This is a genomic window from Nitrospirillum guaranorum (assembly GCF_034653275.1).
Lineage (GTDB): Bacteria > Pseudomonadota > Alphaproteobacteria > Azospirillales > Azospirillaceae > Nitrospirillum.
Genome location: NZ_JAYEES010000001.1, coordinates 565586 through 587121, shown reverse-complemented (window position 1 = coordinate 587121; position 21536 = coordinate 565586). Strand labels below are relative to the sequence as shown.

The 21536-nt window shown below is 60.4% G+C and carries 18 protein-coding genes and 3 pseudogenes; 9 read left to right on the top strand and 12 right to left on the bottom strand.

Annotated features, from left to right (window positions below):
- The first annotated feature begins 64 nt into the window (after positions 1 to 64).
- The gene (locus tag UAJ10_RS02315; protein WP_322913755.1) at positions 65 to 931 is read left to right on the top strand and encodes an alpha/beta fold hydrolase; all 867 of its coding nucleotides are present in this window, start codon (positions 65 to 67) and stop codon (positions 929 to 931) included.
- A 63-nt stretch (positions 932 to 994) separates the two neighbouring features.
- Here the strand turns inward: UAJ10_RS02315 and UAJ10_RS02310 are convergent, their stop codons facing one another.
- The 6 genes and pseudogenes from UAJ10_RS02310 to UAJ10_RS02285 form a co-directional block, all read right to left on the bottom strand.
- On the bottom strand, positions 995 to 1471 hold the full coding sequence (locus tag UAJ10_RS02310) for a YybH family protein (RefSeq protein WP_322913754.1): 477 nt from the start codon (positions 1469 to 1471) through the stop codon (positions 995 to 997).
- A 69-nt stretch (positions 1472 to 1540) separates the two neighbouring features.
- Positions 1541 to 2314: a winged helix-turn-helix domain-containing protein gene (locus tag UAJ10_RS02305; protein ID WP_322913753.1), complete on the bottom strand. Its 774-nt coding sequence runs from the start codon at positions 2312 to 2314 to the stop codon at positions 1541 to 1543.
- 39 nt (positions 2315 to 2353) lie between these two features.
- On the bottom strand, positions 2354 to 4003 hold the full coding sequence (locus tag UAJ10_RS02300; RefSeq protein WP_322914487.1) for an FtsX-like permease family protein: 1650 nt from the start codon (positions 4001 to 4003) through the stop codon (positions 2354 to 2356).
- The gene (locus tag UAJ10_RS02295; protein WP_322913752.1) at positions 3886 to 4767 is read right to left on the bottom strand and encodes an ABC transporter permease; all 882 of its coding nucleotides are present in this window, start codon (positions 4765 to 4767) and stop codon (positions 3886 to 3888) included. Before UAJ10_RS02295 ends, UAJ10_RS02300 begins: the two co-directional genes overlap by 118 nt.
- Before the next feature lie 13 nt (positions 4768 to 4780).
- Positions 4781 to 7180 (bottom strand): ABC transporter permease, encoded by a 2400-nt coding sequence (locus UAJ10_RS02290; RefSeq protein WP_322913751.1) that lies wholly within the window; start codon positions 7178 to 7180, stop codon positions 4781 to 4783.
- 545 nt (positions 7181 to 7725) lie between these two features.
- Positions 7726 to 8374, bottom strand: a pseudogene (locus UAJ10_RS02285) (transposase family protein); the annotation flags it as partial.
- Here UAJ10_RS02285 and UAJ10_RS02280 point away from each other — a divergent pair.
- The 5 genes and pseudogenes from UAJ10_RS02280 to UAJ10_RS02260 form a co-directional block, all read left to right on the top strand.
- Positions 8372 to 8656 (top strand): annotated as a pseudogene (locus UAJ10_RS02280) (transposase); the annotation flags it as partial. The pseudogenes UAJ10_RS02285 and UAJ10_RS02280 overlap by 3 nt on opposite strands.
- A 1619-nt stretch (positions 8657 to 10275) precedes the next feature.
- Entirely contained in the window at positions 10276 to 10872 is a 597-nt protein-coding gene (locus tag UAJ10_RS02275) for a hypothetical protein (protein ID WP_322913750.1), read from the top strand.
- 151 nt (positions 10873 to 11023) lie between these two features.
- Complete coding sequence (locus tag UAJ10_RS02270) at positions 11024 to 12001, top strand: hypothetical protein (RefSeq protein ID WP_322913749.1); 978 nt, start codon at positions 11024 to 11026, stop codon at positions 11999 to 12001.
- A gap of 19 nt (positions 12002 to 12020) precedes the next feature.
- The gene (locus UAJ10_RS02265; protein WP_322913748.1) at positions 12021 to 13265 is read left to right on the top strand and encodes an HlyD family efflux transporter periplasmic adaptor subunit; all 1245 of its coding nucleotides are present in this window, start codon (positions 12021 to 12023) and stop codon (positions 13263 to 13265) included.
- 10 nt (positions 13266 to 13275) lie between these two features.
- Positions 13276 to 15417 carry a peptidase domain-containing ABC transporter gene (locus UAJ10_RS02260; protein ID WP_322913747.1) on the top strand — a complete coding sequence of 714 codons (2142 nt, stop codon included), beginning with the start codon at positions 13276 to 13278 and terminating at the stop codon, positions 15415 to 15417.
- Positions 15418 to 15517: 100 nt separating this feature from the next.
- On the opposite strand, the gene UAJ10_RS02255 is transcribed toward UAJ10_RS02260, so the two are convergent.
- Complete coding sequence (locus UAJ10_RS02255) at positions 15518 to 15673, bottom strand: hypothetical protein (protein ID WP_322913746.1); 156 nt, start codon at positions 15671 to 15673, stop codon at positions 15518 to 15520.
- Between the two features lie 283 nt (positions 15674 to 15956).
- Here UAJ10_RS02255 and UAJ10_RS02250 point away from each other — a divergent pair, with 283 nt between their 5' ends.
- Positions 15957 to 16181, top strand: a complete 225-nt coding sequence (locus UAJ10_RS02250; protein WP_322913745.1) for a hypothetical protein — start codon at positions 15957 to 15959, stop codon at positions 16179 to 16181.
- 174 nt (positions 16182 to 16355) lie between these two features.
- Here the strand turns inward: UAJ10_RS02250 and UAJ10_RS02245 are convergent, their stop codons facing one another.
- Together UAJ10_RS02245 and UAJ10_RS02240 are read right to left on the bottom strand one after the other, a co-directional pair.
- The gene (locus UAJ10_RS02245; RefSeq protein WP_322913744.1) at positions 16356 to 16799 is read right to left on the bottom strand and encodes a Ros/MucR family transcriptional regulator; all 444 of its coding nucleotides are present in this window, start codon (positions 16797 to 16799) and stop codon (positions 16356 to 16358) included.
- Between the two features lie 589 nt (positions 16800 to 17388).
- Positions 17389 to 17661, bottom strand: a pseudogene (locus UAJ10_RS02240) (transposase); the annotation flags it as partial.
- Between the two features lie 451 nt (positions 17662 to 18112).
- Between UAJ10_RS02240 and UAJ10_RS02235 the strand changes: the two are divergent.
- Positions 18113 to 18628 carry a hypothetical protein gene (locus UAJ10_RS02235; protein ID WP_322913743.1) on the top strand — a complete coding sequence of 172 codons (516 nt, stop codon included), beginning with the start codon at positions 18113 to 18115 and terminating at the stop codon, positions 18626 to 18628.
- Between the two features lie 44 nt (positions 18629 to 18672).
- A complete protein-coding gene (locus UAJ10_RS02230; RefSeq protein ID WP_322913742.1) occupies positions 18673 to 19323 on the top strand; it encodes a hypothetical protein in 651 nt (216 codons plus the stop codon).
- A 441-nt stretch (positions 19324 to 19764) separates the two neighbouring features.
- Here the strand turns inward: UAJ10_RS02230 and UAJ10_RS02225 are convergent, their stop codons facing one another.
- The 3 genes from UAJ10_RS02225 to UAJ10_RS02215 all read right to left on the bottom strand — a co-directional run bounded on the left by UAJ10_RS02225 (position 19765) and on the right by UAJ10_RS02215 (position 21236).
- Positions 19765 to 20076 carry a hypothetical protein gene (locus UAJ10_RS02225; RefSeq protein WP_322913741.1) on the bottom strand — a complete coding sequence of 104 codons (312 nt, stop codon included), beginning with the start codon at positions 20074 to 20076 and terminating at the stop codon, positions 19765 to 19767.
- 365 nt (positions 20077 to 20441) lie between these two features.
- Positions 20442 to 20696 (bottom strand): hypothetical protein, encoded by a 255-nt coding sequence (locus UAJ10_RS02220; RefSeq protein ID WP_322913740.1) that lies wholly within the window; start codon positions 20694 to 20696, stop codon positions 20442 to 20444.
- A gap of 75 nt (positions 20697 to 20771) precedes the next feature.
- Complete coding sequence (locus tag UAJ10_RS02215; RefSeq protein WP_322913739.1) at positions 20772 to 21236, bottom strand: Ros/MucR family transcriptional regulator; 465 nt, start codon at positions 21234 to 21236, stop codon at positions 20772 to 20774.
- Positions 21237 to 21536 lie beyond the last annotated feature (300 nt).

Here is a 21536-nt window from a genome sequence, read left to right as displayed (position 1 = left end):
ACGATCCCGGCCGCGACAGCGCGGATAGTCGCCCTTCGTCCTTGTACCTTCAACGGGAAACACCATGCCGGATACCGCTGAATCCCTGCCGCTTGCCACCTCCCGCCTGGTGGTCACGCCCGACACGGTGATGGTGCGCGACGGCCGTCCGCCCCTGAGCCTGCTGGTGCATGAGGGCGGCGCCCGGGCCGACACCACCGTCTTCCTCTGCCATGGCAGCGGCGGCAACAAGAACCAGTGGCGCCACCAATGGGCCGCCCTGATGGAGGTGGGCGTGCGCATCGTCGCCTGGGATTTCGTCGGCCATGGGCAAAGCCCGCAGCCACGCGACTGGGCGGCCTATGAGGGCAGCCACCTGGTGGCCGACTACCGCCAGATCCTGGAGACCCATGGAAAAGGCCGCCTCATCCTGGCTGGCCATTCCTATGGCTGCCGCCTGACCTTGAGCCTGCTACAGGACTTGGCGGCGGAGGGCCAGTTGGATCGCGTGGCGGCGGCCCTGTTGCTGGGCCCGCCCAGCCCGGCCGCCCAGCTGGGCGCCAACCCGCTAGGCTGGCTGCCGCCCTTCGTCCTGGAATGGATCCGCCCCCTCATCTCCGCCAAGTTCCGCTCGCTGGCCTGGCACCCGGACACCGACGCCGCCCTGATCGCGTTCGAGGAGCAGGCGACCAAGGGCAACAGCCTGTTCATGATGAAGGCGCTGATGAGCCAGGCGGCCCACCCCGACCCGGCGGCGTTGTCATCCCTGACCCTGCCCATCACCGTGGTGGCGGGGGCCAACGACGGCCTGACACCCCCGGCCGGCGCCCGCGACCTGGCCCGCCGCCTGCCCAACGCCACCTATGTCGAGCTGGAGCGCTGCGGTCACCAGATCATGCTGGAGAAGCCGGCGGAGACCAATGCCCTGCTGCTGGGCCTGGTGAATGGCTAAGCTAATCTTCTGTTTCGTCATGCAATTCACGCTCCAGATGGGCCCATCTGCAGCGATCGCACTCTACGGCGCCTTCGGGGTGGAGGAGTAGGTGATGGCGGCGATGCGCCAGCCATCCGCGTCCTTCACCAGCTGCCACATTTCCATCCCCCGGTTGGTCTCCACCCCATCGATGAGGAAGTGGAAGTCGAAGGTGACCGAGGCCACGGTGCCGTCGCTGACGATGCGGATGTTGTCATGGCGGGGGTCCAGCGCCGATTTGGTCGTGGAGACGAAAGTGGCGAAGTCGCGATGGCTGCCCACCCGCACCTTGGGCTTGGCCCCCGCGACGAACGCATAGGCCTGGTCCGTCAGGACGTTCAGCCAGGCGCCCCCGTCCGGCAGGAACAGCGACGCCAGGCGAGCCCCGTCATGACCGACCACGGCGGCGTGAAAGGCGTCCATCACCTGGCGGATGCCGGCCTCGTCCGACGCTTCGGCGCGGGCCGCCGGGGCCAGGCACAGGCTGAGGATGAAAGCGGGAAGGATAGGGGCGCGCATGGGGGCCTCCTGTCGTTGGGAATGCCCCTGCCTGGCACGGCGTCCGGCGCCTCACCGACTAAAGAAACGCTAAAGCCGGCTAAAAAACCGCATCATCCACCCGCGCGGCCCTGGCCGCAGCCGGGCGTCCAAGCCATCCAGCCGCGCCGCCGTGACCTTGGCCAGATCGCCCGCCGGGCCGCCGGCGAAGGCGGCCCACACGACCGTGCCGGTGGCGATGTCCGTCGCCGTCAGCGACAGCTCAGGCGCGCCGTTCCACAGGATCAGGCGCGGTGTCAGCGCCAGGCCGTCCGGGACCGTGGTCCCCGGCGCCGTCACGGCCACCCCCTCCATGCGGGACAGGCGGTTGGTGACCACCTCCCCCAAGGCGCGGGACAGCGGGTCGTAGTCCGTGGCGCCGGTATCATTGCTGACGGGCGCCACGACCACGGTACGCCAGGACACGGGGCCGGGTGCCGCCATGAAAAGGGCCAAGCCGGCCAACGCCGCTGCCGCCGCGCCAACCGCGATCACGCCCCGTTGGAACCGGGGTGCCGGCGCCACCCCGGCATTCAGCCGATAGCCTTGCCGCGCGACGGTGACCAGGTGCGCCGGTTCGCCCGCGTCCTCGCCCAAGGCGCGGCGCAGGTCGCCAATAACCACGGCCACGCTGTTGGCGCTGACGGCCCTGCCCTGCCAGACCTCGGCCAGCAGGGCGTCGCGGCCGACCACCTCACCGCGTCGCGCGCACAGCGCCGCCAGCGTCCGCGCGGCGCGGTCCTCCAGCCGGCGTTCCGTCCCATCGGCATGGCGCAGCGCCACCCCGTCAAAGGTCCAATCGCCGATGCGGTGCGTGATGCTCATGTCGCCCGTCCCTACCTCATCGGCGCAGGATAGCACGCCTCACTCGTACCGCAGCGCCGCCACCGGCGGGGCGCTGGCGACGCGGATGACGTGGACCGCCACCGTGGCCAGCGCCACGGCCAAGGCGACAGCGCCGGCGGCCAGGAAGGTCAAGGGCGCCTGGTCCACCCGCACGGTGAATTGCAGCAGCCACTGGTGTAATGCCCACCAGGCGATGGGCCAAGCCACCAGGTTGGCCAGCAGGACGGGTCGGGTGAATTGCCAAGCCATCAGGCCCATGATGTCCGGCAGCTTGGCGCCCACCACCCGGCGGACGCCAATCTCCTTGGTGCGCCGGGCCGCCGTCAGGGCGGTCAGGCCGAACAGGCCCATATTGGCCAGCACCACGGCCAAACCGCCAAAGGCGGCGAAGACGCGGGCCTGGCGGCGCTCCGACTGGTACAGGCTTTCGATCCGCTCATCCGCGAAGGCGCGGCGCAGGGAGTCGGCGTCGGGGTACAACTTGTCGACCACGGCGTTCACCGCCGCCATCGTGGCCCGCTGGTCGCCCGCGGCCAGACGCACGGTCAGGTGCTGGCCGCTGGCCTTGATCAGGAACATCAGCGGCAGGTCGGCCCGGCGGGCGGATTGGAACCGCATGTCCGCCACCACGCCGGCGACCTCGGTGGGGTCTTCGCTGTTGATGGACAGGCGCTCGCCCACCGCATCCTCCGGCTTGGCGTACCCCATGCGCCGCGCCGCCGTTTCCGTCAGGATGAGATAGCGCGGCTTGTCCTCGTCCACCTCGGCCGGCCTCCAACCGGGGGGCAGGCCCTTGCCGGCCACCAGGCGCGCGCCGTAGGTGGCGAAGAAATCCTGGTCTGCCGTGAAGCTGGCGATGCCCCGCGCCTGGCGCAGGGTGCTGCGGGTATTCTCCGGCAGGTCGAAGCTGGACAGGCTTTCCGATTGGTCGGCGGGCACCAGGCTGGACAGGCTGGCGGCACGCACGCCGGGCACGCGCGCGACCTCCGCCTTCAGGGTGGCGGCCCGGGCCAGGTCGGCGGGCAGGTTGCTGACCAGGTACAGGTTGTCCGGCTGATAGCCCAGGCCGGCCGCCTGCACGTGGGCCACTTGGCGCTGCACCGTGAAGGTCGCCACCATCAGGGCGATGGACACCGCGAACTGCGCCACCACCAGCACGGCCCGCACCTGGCCGGCGCCCGGCGCCTGGGCGCGGCCTTTCAGCACCTCCCCCGGTCGGTAGCCTGACAGCACCAGGGCGGGGTAGAAGCCGCCGAGCACACCCACCAGGACGGGCGTGGCCAGCAGCAGGGGCAGCAGCCAGCCCCGGGTCGGGGGCGCCAACGAGACATCGCGGCCCACCAGTCCCTGGAACGCCGGCCGGGCCAGTTCCATGAGCGCCAGGGCGGCCACCGTGCCGATGGCGGCCAGCAGCACCGCCTCGCCGGTGAACAGGGCGACCAGCTGCCGGCGGCGGGCGCCCACCAGCTTGCGGATGCCCACCTCGCGGGCCCGGGTGATGGCCTGGGCCGTGGCCATGTTGGTGTAGTTGGCGATGGCGATGCCCAGGATCAGCAAGGCGACGCCGCCCAGGACCTGCAAGGTGCCGACGTCGCCCCCGGCGAGGGCGCCCAGCGCCTTGACCCGCAGATAGATGTCGGGCACGGGGTCCAGCCGCAGGCTGACCATGTTGTCCATGCCGCCGCCCGCCTTGTCGGGATTGGGCGGGTTGTGCCGGTTGACGAACGCCGGCAGCGCCGCGCCCACGGCCGCCGCCGACGCCCCCGGCGCCAAGCGGACGTAGGTGGTGACACCCGAGATGTCGGACCAGGCCCGCGGTTTTGCATGCGCCCAGGACTTCTCCCCCGCGCGGCCTCGGCGGCGATGGCGGTGAAGACCAGATGGCTTTGCCCCAGCGGCGCCAGGATGCCGGTGACGGTGAGGGCCGGCCCGTGCCGCACCTCGATCGTACGGCCCATGGGGTCGGCGTCGCCGAACAGCGTGCGGGCCAGGTCCCGGGTCACCACCACGCCGTCGGGCCGGGCCAGCGCCTGGGCGGGATCGCCCCGTTCCAATGGGTAATCCAGCAGGCGCAGGAAATCCGGATCCGCCCACAGCACCCGCTGTTCAAAGTAGCGGGTGGCGGTCCCCAGCATCACCCGATCCTGCTCGATACGGGTGATGGCCTCGACCTCCGGCACCTCCTGCTTCAGAGACCCGGCCACGTCATCCGGGGCGAAGGTCAGCTTGATGGACTGGCCGCCCACGTTCAGCTGGCTGCCCACGCGGTAGAGGCGGTCGGCGTGAGTGAAGCCCCGGTCCACCGTCCCCTCTTCCGCCACATAGAGGCTGACCAGCAGGAAGGCGGCGATTCCCACGGCCAGACCCAGCAGGTTCAGCAGAGTGGACAACGCCTGCCGGCGCAGGATGCGGGAAAAGGCGAACATCGGCATCGGACTTTCCCCCTCATTCGTACCGCAGGGCGCTGGCGGGCGGCGCCTGGGTCACGCGGATGACGTGGACGGCCACGGTGGCCAGCGCCACGGCCAGGGCGGCGGCCCCGGCGGCCAGGTAGGTGCCCGGCCCCTGGTCCACCCGCACGGTGAACTGCCCCAGCCAGCGATGCAGCCCCCACCAGGCCACGGGCCAGGCCACCAGGTTGGCCAGCAGCACCGGCCGCGCGAACTGCCACACCATCAGCCAGGCGATGTCGCGCGCCCGGGCGCCCACCACGCGGCGGATGCCGATCTCCTTGGTACGGCGCGCCGCCGCCAGCGCCGTCAGGCCGAACAGGCCCAGGTTGGCCAGCACGATGGCCAGCGCGCTGAAGATGGCGAAGACCTTGGCCTGGCGCTCCTCCGTCCGGTACTGGGCCTCCAGCCTATCGTCGGCGAAGCCGCGCGGCGCGCGGCGCGCCTCGGGATACAGCTGGTCCACCAGGGCGTTGATGGCGGCCAGGGCCGGGCGGGGATCGCCGGCGGCCAGACGGATGGTCAGGAAGCCGCCGGTGGCGCCGATGGAGAACATCAGCGCCTCATCCGCGTCGCGGGCGGTGCGGAAACGGATATTGCCCAGCACGCCCGCGACCTCGACCGGGTGATCCTCCTCATCGGTGTAGCGGTCGCCCACGGCGTCCGTGGGATGGGCGTACCCCAGCCGCCGGGCCGCCGCCTCGGTCAGCCAGACATAGCGCCGCCCGCCGTCCGCCGCCGGGCGCCAGCCGGGCGGCTGGGCCACGCCCGCCTTGAGATCCAGGCCATAGGTCGTGATGAAGTCGGGGTCCGCCGAGAACTCCGGCATGAAGGCCTTGCCCGGCGTGGCGCCATGGGCATCGCCGGGCACCGTGAGCTGGGTCATGAACTGGCTGATGTCGGCGGGGACCAGGCTGCTGAAAGCCGAGCCCCGGATACCGGGCACCCTCGCCAGCTCTGTCTTCATGGTGGCCGCGCGCTGGACGTCGTGGGGCAACTGGCTGACGATGTACAGGTTTTCCGGCATGAAGCCCAAGGCGGCGGTGCGGGCGTGCGCCACCTGGCGCAGCACCGTCACCGTGGCGATGATCAGGGCTATGGAGATGGCGAACTGCGCCACCACCAGCATGGCGCGCAGGCGGCCGGCGGCTGGCGCCGCGCCGCCCTTCAGCACCTCCGCCGGGCGGTAGCCGGACAGCACCAAGGCGGGATAGAGCCCGCCCAGCAGCCCCACCACCAGCGGCGTGGCCAGGATCAGGGCCAGGAAGCCGCCGTCGCGCGGCAGGGAAAAGCTCAGCGGCCGGCCCACCAGCGCCTGGAAGGGGGGCAGCAGCACCTCCACCACCGCCAGGGCCGCCAGGGTACCGGCAATGGCCAGCGCCACGGACTCCCCCGTGAACAGGGCCACCAGCTGCCAGCGCCGGGCGCCGGCCAGCTTGCGGATGCCGACCTCGCGCGCCCGGTGGATGGCCTGGGCCGTGGCCAGGTTGGTGTAGTTGGCGATGGCCACGCCCAGGATCAGCAGGGCGGCGGCCGACAGGATGCCCAGGGTGCCGACGTCACCGCCGGGCTTGGCCTGGTTGAAGGTCTTGATGCGCAGATGGATGGCCGGCACCGGGTCCAGCCGCAGGGTCAGGAAGCCGTCGCGTACATCCTCCGGCAGTTGGCTCAGCACGGCGCGGCGCTTCACGAAATCCGCGAAGCGCGCCGTCACCGCGGCGGCCGACGCACCGGGCGCCAGGCGGGCGTAGACGGCGGTCTCGCCGATATGGCTCCACTGCTCCCCCGCCATATGGGCCCAGTTCTTGAGGCCCCGACCGGCATCGGCGACGATGCCGCTGAACTTCAGGTGGGTTTCCGCCAGCGGCGCCAGCACGCCGGTGACGGTCAGCAACTGGCCCTCCGGCGCCTGGACGGTACGGCCCATGGGGTCGGCGTCGCCGAACAGGGTACGGGCCAGTTCCCGCGTCACCACGAAGCCATCGGGCCGCGCCAACGCCGTGGCGGCATCGCCCCGCGCCAGGGGATAGTCCAGCACCCGCAACAGGTTGGGGTCGGCCCACAGCAGCGGCACGTCGAAGACCCGGTCGCCCTCGCGCACCTCCACTTCTTCCTCCGACGTGCGTGTCACCGCCTCCACTTCCGGGAAGTCCTGGGCCAGCGGTTCCACCAGCAGCGGCGTGGTTGCCCCCAGCTGCAAGGTGTTGCCCCCGACCGACAGGGTGCTGGCCACGCGATACAACCGGTCCGCCCCGGTGAACCCCCGGTCCACCGTCAGTTCCCCGGCCACATACAGACTGACCATCAGGAAGCCGGCGATGCCCGCCGTCAACCCGAACAGGTTCAGCAGGGTGACCAGCGCGTGGCGGCGCAAGAAGGACGGCAAGGCGATCATTCAGCGGTTTCCCCCGGCTGCGGAATGAAGCCTATGCCGTAAGCAAAAGACGGGCCGTCGATTAAAGAGCTGTTTTCATTGAAATTGACCCCTGATCGCCCTGTCCGCTATCGGACAGTGTCCGGGCGCGGACAGTCGGCGAAGCGCTTGGTCATTCCCACCGTGTGAATCGCAGCATCTCTTATGCGATTCGAAGCATATCCTATGGCATTTCGTAGCAACGGATCGACGCAAACGCGTGCCCCCTGGAACGGAAGCGATTTGGGATTTTGGATAGTTCTTTGATACTAAAGGATTATTTAGGTCGCAGCATCGGGCTGAGGCCCGAAGGTAGGCCCATCTGAGCAGTCGACAGGGCATCGGGTCCTGGAAACGTAGTGACCCATGAACTTCAAATCGGTGAATTCAGGTTCGATTCCCACCGCCCCCCCTCGTCCAAGATGGATTGTTGTGAAGCGGCCCAAAGGTTGCGCGGAGCGGCGCATAATTCGGCGCGAATCGGCGCATAGCCCTATAGTTGTCCGTGAAGAATGGCCCTGATTGGCTTACGTGCTGATCAGGGCCATTTCGTTTCGGATTTGGAGTGCACTGAGCAAGGCACGCCAAAGGGCTTTGAGCCACCTGACGAGGAGGTGGAAGTTGAATCCGGCGGCGGCGAGGATGGCGTTGATGCGGTCCCCGCTGCGCCCCTTGAGGTAGTTGCGCCCCATGCGGTGCTCGGCCTTGAGGTGGCCGATGATGGGCTCGATGGCGGCGCGGCGCTTCATCTTGCTGCTCCGCGCTGCCCTTCGGGTCTCGTTTGATGGAGGCGGTAGTCCTGCGGACCTGGCCTGTGATCCAGACCTTGAACTTGTTGGGATGGTCATGGCCGCGATAGCCCCTGTCGACGTGGACGCGGTCCGGCTCGCGTCCAGTGTTGGCTTTGATGTCGGCGACGGCCTTGGCCAGGGTGTGCCCGCCGAAGGGGTTGGTGTGCAGGGCCTGGGCGTGGAGGACGAAGAGGCCGCCCTTGGGTTTGGTGATGGGGACGGCGACGCTGACCTTGCAGCCGAACTCGTAGGGGGCGCGGACCTTGCCCTTGCCGATGCATTCGACCTCGGGGGCGTGGAGGGAGTAGACTTTCTGCCCGCGCTGGCGCTGGGTCTGCATGCTGACCTTGATGACCAGGTCGCGTAAGGGGCCGTAGCCGCGTTCCCGTGGCTGCGGCATGTCTTCGCCGATGGCGGCTATGCCGGCGACAAGTTGGAGACCGCCCTGGCCACCATGGGTGAATGGACCCTGGAGATCATCAAGCGATCCGATACCGCCCAAGGCTTCGTCATCCTGCCCAAGCGATGGGTGGTGGAGCGGACTTTCGCCTGGCTGGGCCGCAATCGGCACCTCACCAGGGACTTCGAACGCGGAACCGACACCGCAACCGCTTGGATCTTCGCCGCCAGCATCAAGCTCCTCGCCAGGAGATTGGCAAGGACATAAAACTACCTATCCGATTCCGGGCCGGACTCTTAGGCGGCGTCGATAGCGGGGGCGGTCGCTAGTTCTGTTGCCTCTACCAGGGAAAAGTGCTTATGCCGTCCCGTCCAAGAGCGTGCCCATTTGCGCTGTATCGTCACGTGACCCCTAAAGATCCCGCGCGCCCGCGCCACGCTGACGCCCCGTTCTTCGATAAGCCCTACCGCCTTGATCTTGAGTTCACGATTGTACTATTTGCGCTCTAAGTCATGCCCTGCTGTTGGATCGATACATTATGTCAGTATTATCCAATACAGCAGTAGTCAAGCGCCCACACAAGAGACGTGGCATTAAGTTCTAAATGGGCATGAAGGTTATCTGCGAGCGTGTTGGCGCGAACTTTGTATGTAAAATATAAATATTATCAAAGTTCCATTATTGAAAATATGGACATAATAGGCTTGCACTATGTAGTAATAAACATATTAAATCATATTATGATGTTTATTACCAATATTATGACGAATGATATTTTATATCATTCATTCACTTCCATATAATTGGTAATTATAATTGCTTTTTTTCAAAAACGATAACATACATAATCTAACAAAAGTGATAAATTTTACTTCATAATTTTAAGTTTATATTTAATGTGAATAATACATTTTCCGCGTCCGTAACAACATTTGCTGCGATATATATACTACAACATCCAATAAACATCCTGCTTATTATGCGCATAATACGATGTTACAAACTAAATACCATCGTATTCATGTTATAGTTCGAACAAATTTCGATACTTAATCCATATTCCATTAGTATATATCGCTAACTCTACCGCGACAAAGAGACGCATACCTCAAAGTCCGCACTGATTTAGCTCATTGCCTCGTCATTACGGTCCATTCCCCTCGCCCAAGCCGCCCTTAAACGTGGATTTTATGACTTTGTTAACAATTTTTACGATTCTTAATGCTTGTCATCCGCCTTTCCGGGGGCATAATCGCAATACTGCAACGCACATCGGAGAATGCTCATGATGAACATTGATCGTCGGGCCGCGTCTAGCGACGAAGCCAAGATGCTGCCATTTGCTATGCTCGGGATGGCTGCGCCCGAGCCTCTTACGGAAGCCGAGCTCGAGCGCGTGGCTGGCGGCTCGTATACCGTCAAGTTGCCCGTCAACGTCGTGTGCGATTCGAGCGGGAGATGCACTTCGGCAGGTGACTGCGACTAGCATTTACCTCGCTCTCCAACTGACGCCGACGCGTTTACAGGCGTTCGGCGCCCGACGTGAATGAATGACAGAAGGAGATTTCTCAATGGAATCAGATTCTAGCCTGCCTTTCGCCATGCAAGGGTTCACTTCCGACGTGCAGGAGCTTTCCCCGGAGGAGCTGGAGCGCGTTGCCGGCGGCACGGTCAGTTGGTCCTGTAACCAAAGTCAAACCAAATGCATGGCGGTTGACTGCGATTAAACCACTGACAGATTTCGGCCGCCGACCATCTCGATGGTCGGCGGCTATCTGGTCGGCTCAGCGTGAGCAATGCCGATATCCACCTTTATCTCCGCTGCTATCCCCCTCCCGCGTGGCTGATCGATTTGCTGGTCGTCGCCACACCCCTGAGAAGATAGAATGGCCGCATCGCCCCTCGCCTTTTTGCTGATTGCCGCAATAGCTAGCGCTACGGGACAAGACGGGCCAAAAGGCACCGAGTCCGGACAGTGCGCGGTTGATACCGAGCAAATGATGCAGCTGACACCAACCGCATTCGATCAAGACATGAACGGCGGATGGCGAACGCTAGCATCCCGATCAGGCTGCGAGAAGGCCGCCGCCAATTTAATAGAGTCCTATATTCGGCACAATTGGCACCGATTAGATCAAGAGAACCTGCACGTAATGTATTGGCATGAAGGCCAAATGGAAGCCATAGCAGGTGATAATCATCTAGCAATTCCTTTATTAATGGCTGGAGTTACGCCAGATAAGAGGCGACTCGATATGGGATTCTATGAATACTCCTTGGGAACTGTTGCTTTTCTGAATAGAGATCTTCCTGGACTGAAAGCGGCACGGCAACGGCTTGCGGCTTTGCCAGAACCGCCTTGGTTCAAGGCAGAGTTCAAGGGCGCCATGGCCTGGCCAGCTAACTTGAACGTGCTAGACGGCCTAATCAGGTGTTTTGACTTCCCTTACGCAGTAGCTTATGGAGATAGCTGCCCAAAATGAAAATTGATGTCGCCGCAGAAGTAAAATATGACTTGTTCTTCACAATATTGAAAATATTGTCTTATACGTCGACTTAGACGACCCAGAGACTTAGTCCAATATCGTTTATATTTCTGAACGGAGATTCATTAATCATGCTGGATATTATGCCATGATTTGGTTGGTCGGCAACTCTGATGATCCGAAGCATGATATTCACATCTTCGCATTAAAGGAGGCATGTGCACGCGCAGGGATCCCAGTTTCTTTTGTTGGGCCTGGTTGTGACCTGCAGCGCATGATGCAGTCCATTGATAGCGACGATTTGATTGTCTGGCGGTACAAGATGACACCGCCGACCTTCCCCCAAAGTATGGATCTGGTCGCCCATCGGTTCGCAGCGCTTGAGTGGCGAGAGGCTTTATTTGGGGCCTGTGCCAGTACCGGAGCGCGCGTGTTGAATGGCTATGACGTTATCACCGTCGCTGGCTGCAAACCGTTGCAACTTCGAGTCGCGGCAGCGTGCGGCTTTACCGTACCGCGGCATGCAATACTCCACGATAAGGATCAAATTACACAGTTCGTCAGCAACCTCGACCCAGCACGCACGATAAGGAAGCCCATTGCCGGTTATGACATTCCCGATCCGGCTGACCTTCAACAGATTGTATTGCTTTCTCCGACGCTTGTGAACGCTGCCGAGATCAAGGCTATTGCCCCTGAGCAGTTTTCGGCGTGTCCGACGATGTTCCAGGAGTATGTCGAGAAGCAATACGAGCTTCGCGTCGTAGCCGTTGGCGGAAGTATTATTGCCTACAAAATAGAGTCACAACTCAATGATAGCACTAAAATTGATTGGAGAATGGGAATTCTAAGAGATATGTATAGCATTACAGATATTAATGATGATTTAAAATCAAATATTTTTTCTTATCTTGAAAGATTTGGTCTGTTTAGTGGCGTGTTTGACCTAGTAGTTAAGCCAGATAATAGTACCGTATTCCTTGAATGTAATCCTAACGGCCAGTGGATGTGGCTTGATTACCTGAAACCAATGCATATTGCCGACACGTTCATTGCTGAAATTATTAACTTTTCCAAAAAAAAATGGAAAGATCATGGATTTCATTACAAAAAATTTGACTATTAGATGATTAATGGAGCGGGCGATGAATACTTCCCCGAATCCTTTATTTCGAAAAGAATTCCTCGAACATAGAGCACGCCGCCTAGATGGTGATATACATCTATTTGTACCAATTAGCTGGCATCTTGTTGGTCTTTCACTGATAATATCGGTCATTATTTCGGTCATATTCTTGACTTTTGGATCCTATTCCCGGTTCGAAACGGTAGAAGGCCAGATTGTTCTAGGTACGGGTGTAGCAACAATTTTGCCGCCCCGTTCCGGCATCGTTGCAGTGTTGCATGTCCGAGAGGGACAGCACGTGGTAGCCGGGGCGCCACTCGTCGAGGTGCACACGGAGGAGACGATGATCGGAGGCGCCAGTGGGCCAAGTCGGATGTTAGATGCGCTTGTGTCTCAAGACGAGACACTCTCGGAACAGAAGGCCGCTGTCCTTGCTGCCGCGACAGCCGAACGGAACCGGTTGCAGCAACAAGCAGCAGGTTTTTCGCAGGAAATCTTAAGAATTGACGAACAGATCAGCACGCAGCGGCGTTTGGTTGAGGTTGCTGAAAAGGAAGTAGGATCGGTAGCAGATATTGCCGCCCGTGGCTTTATAAGCCAGCGCGACCTGCGCTCGCGGGAAGAAGCGCTGCTTGTCCGTCAGCAGCAACTCCTACAGTTGAAACAAGCGCGGGATGCGAAATCGTCACAGATTGCAGAAATAAAGCGCAGCATCGACCAAGCCCAAGCATTAGCGAATGCACAGATTTCCAGCATAGCGTCGAACCAAGCCGAGATTGCTCGGCACCGTACAGACGTCGAATCTAGCCGCGGCTATACCATCAGGTCACCAATCAGTGGCACCGTTACCGCCATTACGGCACATGCTGGACAAGTTGCGAGTTCGCAAAGTGAAATGATGACGATAGTACCCGCCGATGGTCAGTTTCGTGCGGAATTATATATTCCATCTAATGCGATAGGGTTTTTGAAAATTGGCCAGGAGGTGAATCTGGCTATCGATGCATTTCCATATCAGCGCTTTGGTACAGTTAAAGGAAAGGTCAACGAGATATCCACGGTCGCGATTTCGCACGTCCGCGCTGACGGCCGCCCAGTGCCAATCTACTTACTTACCGCCAATCTATCCCAACCTTGGGTGATGGCCTACGGACGTGAGCAGCCTCTCTTACCCGGGATGGCTTTGACAGCTCGGATACTCACCGCGCGTCAATCCCTTTTCAGGTGGCTATTCGAGCCCATATACGCCGTCGGCGCAAGATAGAAGAAATTTGATGGAACGTGATCTCCACATAGGTCTTTGGTCCAGGCGGCGCATCCGCCTCGTACGTCAGACCGAATTCTCCGAATGCGGTCTCGCCTGTTTAGCTATGATAGCTACCTATCACGGATCTGACACGGACTTAAGCGCTCTTCGCCGGCGCTTCCCGTTGTCGACAAGAGGCGTGACACTTAAATCGTTGGTTCTGATTTCTGACCAGATGGGCTTCTCAAGCCGCGCCGTGAAGTTGCCTCTCGAATCGGTCCCCCGTCTAACTTTTCCGGCTATCCTGCATTGGAACTTAAACCACTTCGTCGTTGCCGAACGAGTAGAACGCGGCCGAGTCCTGATCCATGACCCCGCCGGGGCTTCCAGATGGTATGGCTTAACAGATATATCGCCCTACTTTACAGGCGTTGCGCTTGAGCTGCATCCAGCTAATAGCTTCAGAACGCAGGTCAAACAGGAGCGTCTTGCCCTGACGCGACTTTGGAAAAATGTGTATGGTCTGAAAACTTCCATAGCCCAAACATTATCTTTAAGCATAGTTATTCAACTATTTGCAATTTCTTTGCCTTATTACATGCAAATTGCAGTCGATCAGGTCTTACCAGCACTAGATTGGAACCTTATGGCCGTAATTGCACTTGGTTTTGGCCTTCTTACAATTGTCAACAGTGCAACGACGGTACTTCGATCATATGTACTACTAATTGCTGGGGCGGCTCTCAGCTTCGGAATTGCAAATAATATAGCGAGGAAGCTATTTCGACTGCCAATTTCGTGGTTTGAAAGACGGCATGTCGGTGATGTTCTTTCAAGGTTTCAGTCGATTCATCCGATACAAGAAGCACTGACCCAAAGCGCCGGATCGGCTGTAGTCGATGGTGCGCTGACTTCCCTAACGCTCATCATAATGTTTTTCTACAGTTCGACGCTCGCGCTTATTGCTGCAATCGCTTTCGCCCTGTATCTCGCCGTAAGACTTTTAACATTCCCGATGCAATTGGAAGCTAATACCAGCGAGGTATCCGCAAGAGCGAAAGAGCAGTCCGTGATGATCGAATCCTTGCGAGGCATCACTACACTGCGGCTCTTTAACAGGGAAGTTGCGCGCCATGCGCTATGGCAGATCAAGCTAACCGACGCGGTTAACGCTGGTATTGTATCTGCGCGCATTAACCTATGGCAGGGAGGTGCAAATACACTGATCTTTGGGTTGGAAACAGTTGTGTCTATCTGGGTCGGAATTTCACTAGTTATGGCTGGCGGCTTCAGCGTCGGCATGATGTTTGCCTTTCTAGCGTACAAAGCACAGTTCATAAAGAATGCAACTTCTTTAGGAGACCAGGTAATTTCTTTCAAAATGTTGGGCCTGCATCTCGATCGACTGTCTGATATCGCTCTCTCAGACGAAGACCCCAGTTTCGATCTAGATACCCCAACGGTGCGAAGGGAATTGAATGGACATATTGAATTGAATGACGTCACCTTCCGTTATTCGACAACAGAACCACCGGTCCTTAATGGAGTAGATTTAGTTATTGAACCAGGTTCACATGTTGTTATCACTGGACCGTCGGGGGGTGGAAAATCAACTCTGGTTAAAGTTCTTCTTGGCCTCATTGAACCTGATAGTGGACAAATACGAATAGATGGGCTTTTACTAAAAGATTTTGGTCATAGGAATTATAGAGAACAAATTGGCGCCGTTTTACAGGATGATAATTTGTTCGCCGGTTCGATAGCCGACAACATTGCTCTTTTCGATGACGACCCAGACTTCGCCCGCGTAAAAGCCGCAGCGGCTACTGCCTCAATTGACGAAGATATTATGCGCATGCCTATGGGATATGAGACTCTTGTCGGAGACATGGGCTCGAGCCTCTCTGGCGGACAGAAGCAACGTGTCCTCCTCGCGCGTGCGTTATACCGCCGACCTAAACTGCTTATAATGGATGAGGGGACAGCGCATCTTGACGCAAGCGCGGAGGCCGAAATCAATGCTGCGATCAAGGGTATGGGAATAACACGGATCGTAATTGCTCATCGAAAAGAAACAATCGCAGCAGCGGATCGGATCTGTTATTTTATAAATGGCGCCATATCTTCGGGAATTGATCTTCTTCATCTTGATGCCATTACCAAGAATTGACTTTGTATCGTATTTCGAAAATTCACTCAAATTTTTGCATCTGGGATTCTGCCTCCACTCCGTCCCGGAGGCCGCCATGTCCACCTCTGCTGTCCCCACCTCACTGCTCATCATCGCCGCCGAACCCGACCAGATTGCCCTCCTGGTCGCCGACCTGGCCCACCCCTACGGTACCCGCGTGCGCGTCACCTCCCGCTTCACCGAGTTCGAGCGATCCTGCCGCCCCCGGCATCCACTGCGCAGCCGTCGAGATCATCGGCCGGGCCCCCTGGCTGCCGTCCCTCTCCGACGCTGCGGCTTGATTCCCCTATGCTTCCGTCCAGCCCATCCCCATTAACCATAGGCCGGGCTTGACTTGGAACAAATAGAGAACATTGATTGAGGTATGACCGACCATGCCGCCGCCATCACCACCTTGCGCGCCCAGCTATCCGCCCTCGACCGGACCCGTCCGGTGGGCGGCCGGCCGCCCGTCGCCACGGGCGTGCCGGCCCTGGACCTTGCCCTGCCGGCTGGCGGTCTGGTCTGCGGCGGCATTCATGAGATCCTTGCCGGCCGGCACTGCGGGGCACGGGTTCGTCGCTGCGCTCCTGGGCCGGCTGCTGCAGATCTATCCCCGCATGGAGGAGGACGCCCTCTGGGTCATGGAGGAGGCCCTCCGCTGCCGCTGCCTGGGCGCGGCGGTGGGGGACGCCTGCTGCCCACCCCGACCCAGTACCGCCGTCTCCAGCTCGCGGCCGAGGCGGGCGACACCCTGGGCCTGATGCTCCTGCCGCCAACCGCCCGGCCTCCGCCGTCCGTGGCCATGACGCGCTGGCGCATCGCCGCCGCGCCGGACCGCCTCTGTCTCGACGGACGGGCTGAACCGTCGACCTCTTGCGCTGCCGTGGCGGCGGCGCCGGCATCAGCCCGCTCCCCTGTATCGTGCTAGGCCGAGGTCACGCTGCAGAGCGCCCACGCTTCTTCGCCGGCTTCACCTCCTCCGCCTCCCCGCGCCCACGGGTACCCAAGCCAATGGCCTTGGCCAACCCCGACCGCTGCTCCGCGTAGTTCGGGGCGACCATGGGATAGTCCACCGGCAGGCCCCACTTCTCGCGGTACTCCTCCGGCGACAGGCCGTAGGCGGTGCGCAGATGGCGCTTCAGCATCTTCAGCTTCTTGCCGTCTTCCAGGCACACGATGTAGTCGGGGGTCACGGATTTCCGAACCGGCACGGCCGGCACAAGCTTAGCCTCAGGAACAGGCTCTGGCGCCGGACTATCGATCCGGACCAAGCTCCCATAGACCGAATGAATCAGTCCAGGCAATTCACCCGGCGAGATGTGATTTTTTGCGACATATGCGGCAACGATATCGCTCGACAGCTTTAGAAAGTCATTCATGATGAGACTCAATATTGGAATTCTCTTAATGGTACATTTCTTGTGAACGGCGTCCAGGAGGAATAGTGGGAAAATTGTCGCCGACCCTGGATTGGGTGGAAGAAAGCGACGGAACTTGGGTCCGCCGGGACGGAATGACAGCGCAGCGCGTGACGCCGAACGCGAGATTTTCCTGGGCCGTCCAGCGGCCTGACGGTTCCTGGTTGTCCACCTCGCCGGTTACCGGCGGTTGCAGCCCCAAGGTCAGGTACTTCGTGAACGCGGACGCGGCCATGACGGCGGCGGACAGGACCCGCTGAATCGCCCGGGGGCCAATCGGTCACCTGGATGAGCCGCAGGCCAACCGCCAAAGTGGTCCACACCACCATTGTCGCCGTCGCGCTCCTGGCAGCCGTGGGTGTCGTGCTGCGGATCGAAGGCCTGCGCCCCGCCCTGACTAACACATGACCGTGCCCCCCCTGACTGATGGCGGCGCGACGGGATCCGCGCTCCGCGCGTGTTAATCGGCGCGTGAATTGGACGCCGATCTGCACTACATCTGATTGATTTTATTGAGGTTTTCTGGATCACCGGATCGCGCTGGTTTATATCGTGGTTCCAGGAAGCCGGGGAAGTAGCTGCCCCGGCACAGCTTGGGAATGCGCAGTTCCACCGTGCCGGCCCGGGTGTGCCAGTCGCGATCGCGGTAGCCGCTGCGCTGAACCTGCCGGTTCGCCGACCGCTCGCCAGGTTCGGCGCCGGTCAGGCCGTGGACCTCCAGTTCCATCAGCCGCTGGGCAGCAAAGCCGATCATCTCTCTGAGCACATTGGCATCAGCGCCCTTCTCAAGCATCGAACGCAACGCCATCATCGGGTCGGTCATCGTGGTCACCTTCGGTTGGAGGGTGTGTGTGGTGACCAAACTCTACCGAAGACCCGCGATGACCGCCCACCGGGTCAGGCCTTCCAGCCGGCTACGCCGGCCTCCAGGCCTGACCCGGTGGATGCGCTCCTACCCCACGACCAGAGACACAATCTGCCAACCATTGAGCGCCCATACGTGGGGAATCAACACCGAACCGTGCCCTGATGTGACGGGACCACGCTGGCATCGAAATCAGCTCACCGTTGTCGATTGGCCGCTTCAATCGATTTCCATTTCCTTCTCCTTTTGACTCGCCAATACCGACCGGGGCTATCGCGCAACAAACCGACAACCCCGGAGGTAGAGGCATGCAACCACGCGGAGGTTGCATGTAGGCCAGTATAACGCTACAACATCATCATCACTTGGTGTCTTATACCGTCTCGAATCAAGATGATGGAGAAGCGATATGAACAGCGGCCTCTTCCTGTCGTTCAGCGACCTGGCGACATTCACCACGGCCACACAGGCCGAAATCGCAGCCTACCTCAAAGGGCGACTACCCGAAGCCGCCTTCGAACGCGGCGAGGGCGACAACGAATCCGACGGCGATGGGATACCCGCCCGGAAGCGTCCCGAATGGAAGCCGACGGACCTATCGATCAACGAGGCGCGACAGTTCATAAACCGGCTGGACGAAAAGGTCCGGATCGCCCTGAACGTGATGGTCGAGGCCAGCCCGGATGGCTTCCTGGTCAACGACGTCTGTGCCAAGCTCGGCATCGCCATCGAGGACCAGCACGCCGCGCTCAAGAGTGTCTGGGGAGCGATGACGCGCCGCGCCAGAAAGGTGTCGGGCGACCGGGAGGCGTACCTGTTCGAGTGGACGGAGCGGAAGGAGAACGACTGGATCGGCAAGATATCGCCGACCACCCACGGATCGCTTCGCACCGTCCTTGGCATCGCCGCGCAACTCAACCGTTGATGCACTTCCCGGGGCACCGGCTTGGGCCCCGGGATACCCAGCAGGTGGACGAGGAGGCTGGTGATCGCGAACGGCGCGGTGGTGACGCTGTAACGGCCGCACATCAAGGCCCCGTTAACGATGCCCTCGGCATTAACAGTAGCAATTATGATACAGTTGTAACGATCTATTCGGAGCTGGTTCGTGATTTGCCGCTTGATCGGCGCCCCATACTGCCGCTGGGAAACAAAATGAAAAACAGACGGATAACGCCAAAAACATGGGCAATCGCCGCAGCAACTTGCACCGTCGCGGTAGCCGCCTGCTCATCGCTTCCCCTTTCCCGGACGCCGTCCCTCCAAATGGTTTCGGAGGACAATTGGACGGCGAACGATCCGGTCCGCCCCCTCAAGTTCAAGGTGGTCGAACAGGGTCAACGCGCCGAATGGCTGAAATCAGCCAGGAGGGCCACGGTGTTACCTGTGATCATCAGGAATGACCCTGGCAACCAACGGGTCTGCTTTTGCGTCACCTCGGTGGATGGCGTCGCAGTCCATTCGCTCGATCATTGCCCCAACCGGACGCCGCGGCAGCCGACACCAATCTCAATGCAGGTGGGGGAGCGCCTAAACGTGACCGTTTGGCGCCCGGCTCCCGACTTCACCTACAAAATGCAGGCCGATGAGACCTGCGCCAGGCTGCCGCTGGCAAACTGACGGCCCTCGATAGACGGTCGGCGGCAGAACCGGCGGCCGGCCGCAACCCTGAGGCATCAAGACAACCCTTTAAAAGTCCCCTACGTTCCGCGATACTGATTTCGTGCTCAGCGGGTGTGGTTACCCTCCGGGCATCGCTTTACGCGCACACACGGGTTCCCGCTCTGTCGGGCAGCCCGCTGAAACAAAATCCTATCCCATGTATGGGTTCACACCCGCGCGTCCGGGGAGAATAGGCGGGACGCGGCCCCGTGTGCGCGTAACCAACTGCCCGGCGCCAGCCGGGCAAAACACGGGATCTTGCCAATGCCGAACATAAATTGTTAATCGGCGCGTAGCTTGGACGCCCATCGGCACGGTATCCATTTGATTCTATTAAAGTCAGCGGGGTCATTGGGGCGCGCCGATTTACAGGTGTAGACCCGATTCTACTGACCTCTTTCAATCAGTACGCTTTTTCCCTATGACGATTGCTCCCCTCGTAAGGCTGTAAGAGTAGTCTCCAAGATAAGAATTGTTCTTAGTAATAGATGGCTCAGATGTTCCAACCTGAATTGGGAGAACTGTATGTATGTCATACCCATCCTCATCAAATCCAGATATTATTTCACAAAGACTATCTGCCATAGATTGAAAGTCTGGAAGGTAAGGAGCAGCAGCATCAACGTTTTTTGCGCCAAAAAATCCATGCTTAGTAACAACCCCTTGCCCAAGACCAGAGAAAAACCAGCGAGATTTGAATTTTTTATCCATGATCATCCCATTTTATTGATGATTTTTTGATTCCATAGAATAAGTAAATAATACCATCCTCGGCAAATTAAAAAAGAAGGTAACATGAAAACTTTCTCGGTAGCGTCTTAGAGCCTGGCCCATAATTCGCCCTTCGTCCTCGTCTGGGTGCCCTTGGAGCCGCTTCCGGGGTCAGAAGCTCGCGCGACGCGGTATTTTGCTACCGTTCAGAGCGGTGCCTCCGATTTATGGGCCAGGCTCTTAAGGGGGCGTCTCTTTTTCACCCTACTCCGGACGCGACGTATTCCAGGTTTGAGGTTGATGAGTTGGCGGTTCCCGCATCCTTCGGTATCGGTGAGTTAATCGGCGCGCAGAGCGGACGCCGATCAACACAGTACCCATTTGATTTTATTGAAGTCTGTAGGGCGGTTGATTCCAAATGCTGTCTGGCCGGCGGCCCCCCCCGTCTTGGCGATGTATTCCAGGACGAGCCCACCCGCGGCTTGCAAGGCCACCGTCGCCGCTGTGGTATCCCAGGAGCCCTGCCCGCCTTTCCTGGGAGAGAAGTCGAGCGAAGACTCGGCGGGGACCCAGGTCGTCTTGATCCGGGTCACCACCAACGGAAGCTCGCCGATACGCATGCCCACCCTCCACCGCTTAGTCTAGGCCGGGTTTGCCCGCGAACTCACCCTATTCTGAACCGACTGCCAACGGCGTCACGCCGCAGTGGCGCGCTTCCCTTTCCGTGTCGGCTTTTCCTCGGCCACTGGCACCTGGTCCCGCTTGCCCAATCCGAAGGCCTTGGCCAACCCCGACCTCTGCTCCGCGTAGTTCGGCGCCACCATCGGGTAATCCACCGGCAGCCCCCACCTCTCCCTATATTCCTCGGGCGACAAGCCGTAGGCGGTTCGCAGGTGGCGCTTCAGCATCTTCAGCTTTTTGCCGTCCTCCAGGCACACGATGTAGTCGGGTGTCACCGATTTGCGGATCGGAACCGCCGGGACCAGCTTCTCCGGTTCGGCCGCGGCCGGCGCCTCCTGACCCAACGTGGACAGGCTGGCGTAGGTGGCCTTGATCAGCCCGGGCACCTCGCCCGGCGCCAGGTGGTTGCCGGCATTGGAAAGATAGGCGGCTACCAACTGGGCGGTCTGCTGCAGGACTTCGAAATCGGCGTCGGCCACTGACTGTGCTCCCGAGAATTGAAAGGCAGGCGATGCGGGCCCGCGTGGAAGCAGGATACGGCGCGCCTTTTGCGGGAACAAGTTGCATGGTTTCGGCTTCGCCGGCCACCACCAAGAAGCACTTTTCCACCCTACCGACGTACCCCGCTCTCACACCGGCCGCGCGAATACCCACTCTAAATTTACAATGAGGTCAACTGTAGCCGCCACGCTCGACGTCCAATCCCACGCCGATCATCAACAAACCCAACGAGCCGGACAGCTCGGCAACTCGACTGTACCTCTTCTGGAACCTGAAGG

What these genes read in the sequence shown, in the direction of transcription:
- UAJ10_RS02290 (WP_322913751.1), bottom strand. Translation starts at nt 7,180, where the DNA reads ATGATCGCCTTGCCGTCCTTCTTGCGCCGCCACGCGCTGGTCACCCTG.
- UAJ10_RS02235 (WP_322913743.1), top strand. Translation starts at nt 18,113, where the DNA reads ATGAACAGCGGCCTCTTCCTGTCGTTCAGCGACCTGGCGACATTCACC.
- UAJ10_RS02250 (WP_322913745.1), top strand. Translation starts at nt 15,957, where the DNA reads ATGAGATCCTTGCCGGCCGGCACTGCGGGGCACGGGTTCGTCGCTGCG.
- UAJ10_RS02295 (WP_322913752.1), bottom strand. Translation starts at nt 4,767, where the DNA reads ATGCCGATGTTCGCCTTTTCCCGCATCCTGCGCCGGCAGGCGTTGTCC.
- UAJ10_RS02245 (WP_322913744.1), bottom strand. Translation starts at nt 16,799, where the DNA reads ATGAATGACTTTCTAAAGCTGTCGAGCGATATCGTTGCCGCATATGTC.
- UAJ10_RS02270 (WP_322913749.1), top strand. Translation starts at nt 11,024, where the DNA reads ATGATTTGGTTGGTCGGCAACTCTGATGATCCGAAGCATGATATTCAC.
- UAJ10_RS02220 (WP_322913740.1), bottom strand. Translation starts at nt 20,696, where the DNA reads ATGCGTATCGGCGAGCTTCCGTTGGTGGTGACCCGGATCAAGACGACC.
- UAJ10_RS02310 (WP_322913754.1), bottom strand. Translation starts at nt 1,471, where the DNA reads ATGCGCGCCCCTATCCTTCCCGCTTTCATCCTCAGCCTGTGCCTGGCC.
- UAJ10_RS02225 (WP_322913741.1), bottom strand. Translation starts at nt 20,076, where the DNA reads ATGGATAAAAAATTCAAATCTCGCTGGTTTTTCTCTGGTCTTGGGCAA.
- UAJ10_RS02300 (WP_322914487.1), bottom strand. Translation starts at nt 4,003, where the DNA reads ATGGTCAGCCTGCGGCTGGACCCCGTGCCCGACATCTATCTGCGGGTC.
- UAJ10_RS02265 (WP_322913748.1), top strand. Translation starts at nt 12,021, where the DNA reads ATGAATACTTCCCCGAATCCTTTATTTCGAAAAGAATTCCTCGAACAT.
- UAJ10_RS02305 (WP_322913753.1), bottom strand. Translation starts at nt 2,314, where the DNA reads ATGAGCATCACGCACCGCATCGGCGATTGGACCTTTGACGGGGTGGCG.
- UAJ10_RS02260 (WP_322913747.1), top strand. Translation starts at nt 13,276, where the DNA reads ATGGAACGTGATCTCCACATAGGTCTTTGGTCCAGGCGGCGCATCCGC.
- UAJ10_RS02255 (WP_322913746.1), bottom strand. Translation starts at nt 15,673, where the DNA reads ATGATCTCGACGGCTGCGCAGTGGATGCCGGGGGCGGCAGGATCGCTC.
- UAJ10_RS02315 (WP_322913755.1), top strand. Translation starts at nt 65, where the DNA reads ATGCCGGATACCGCTGAATCCCTGCCGCTTGCCACCTCCCGCCTGGTG.
- UAJ10_RS02275 (WP_322913750.1), top strand. Translation starts at nt 10,276, where the DNA reads ATGGCCGCATCGCCCCTCGCCTTTTTGCTGATTGCCGCAATAGCTAGC.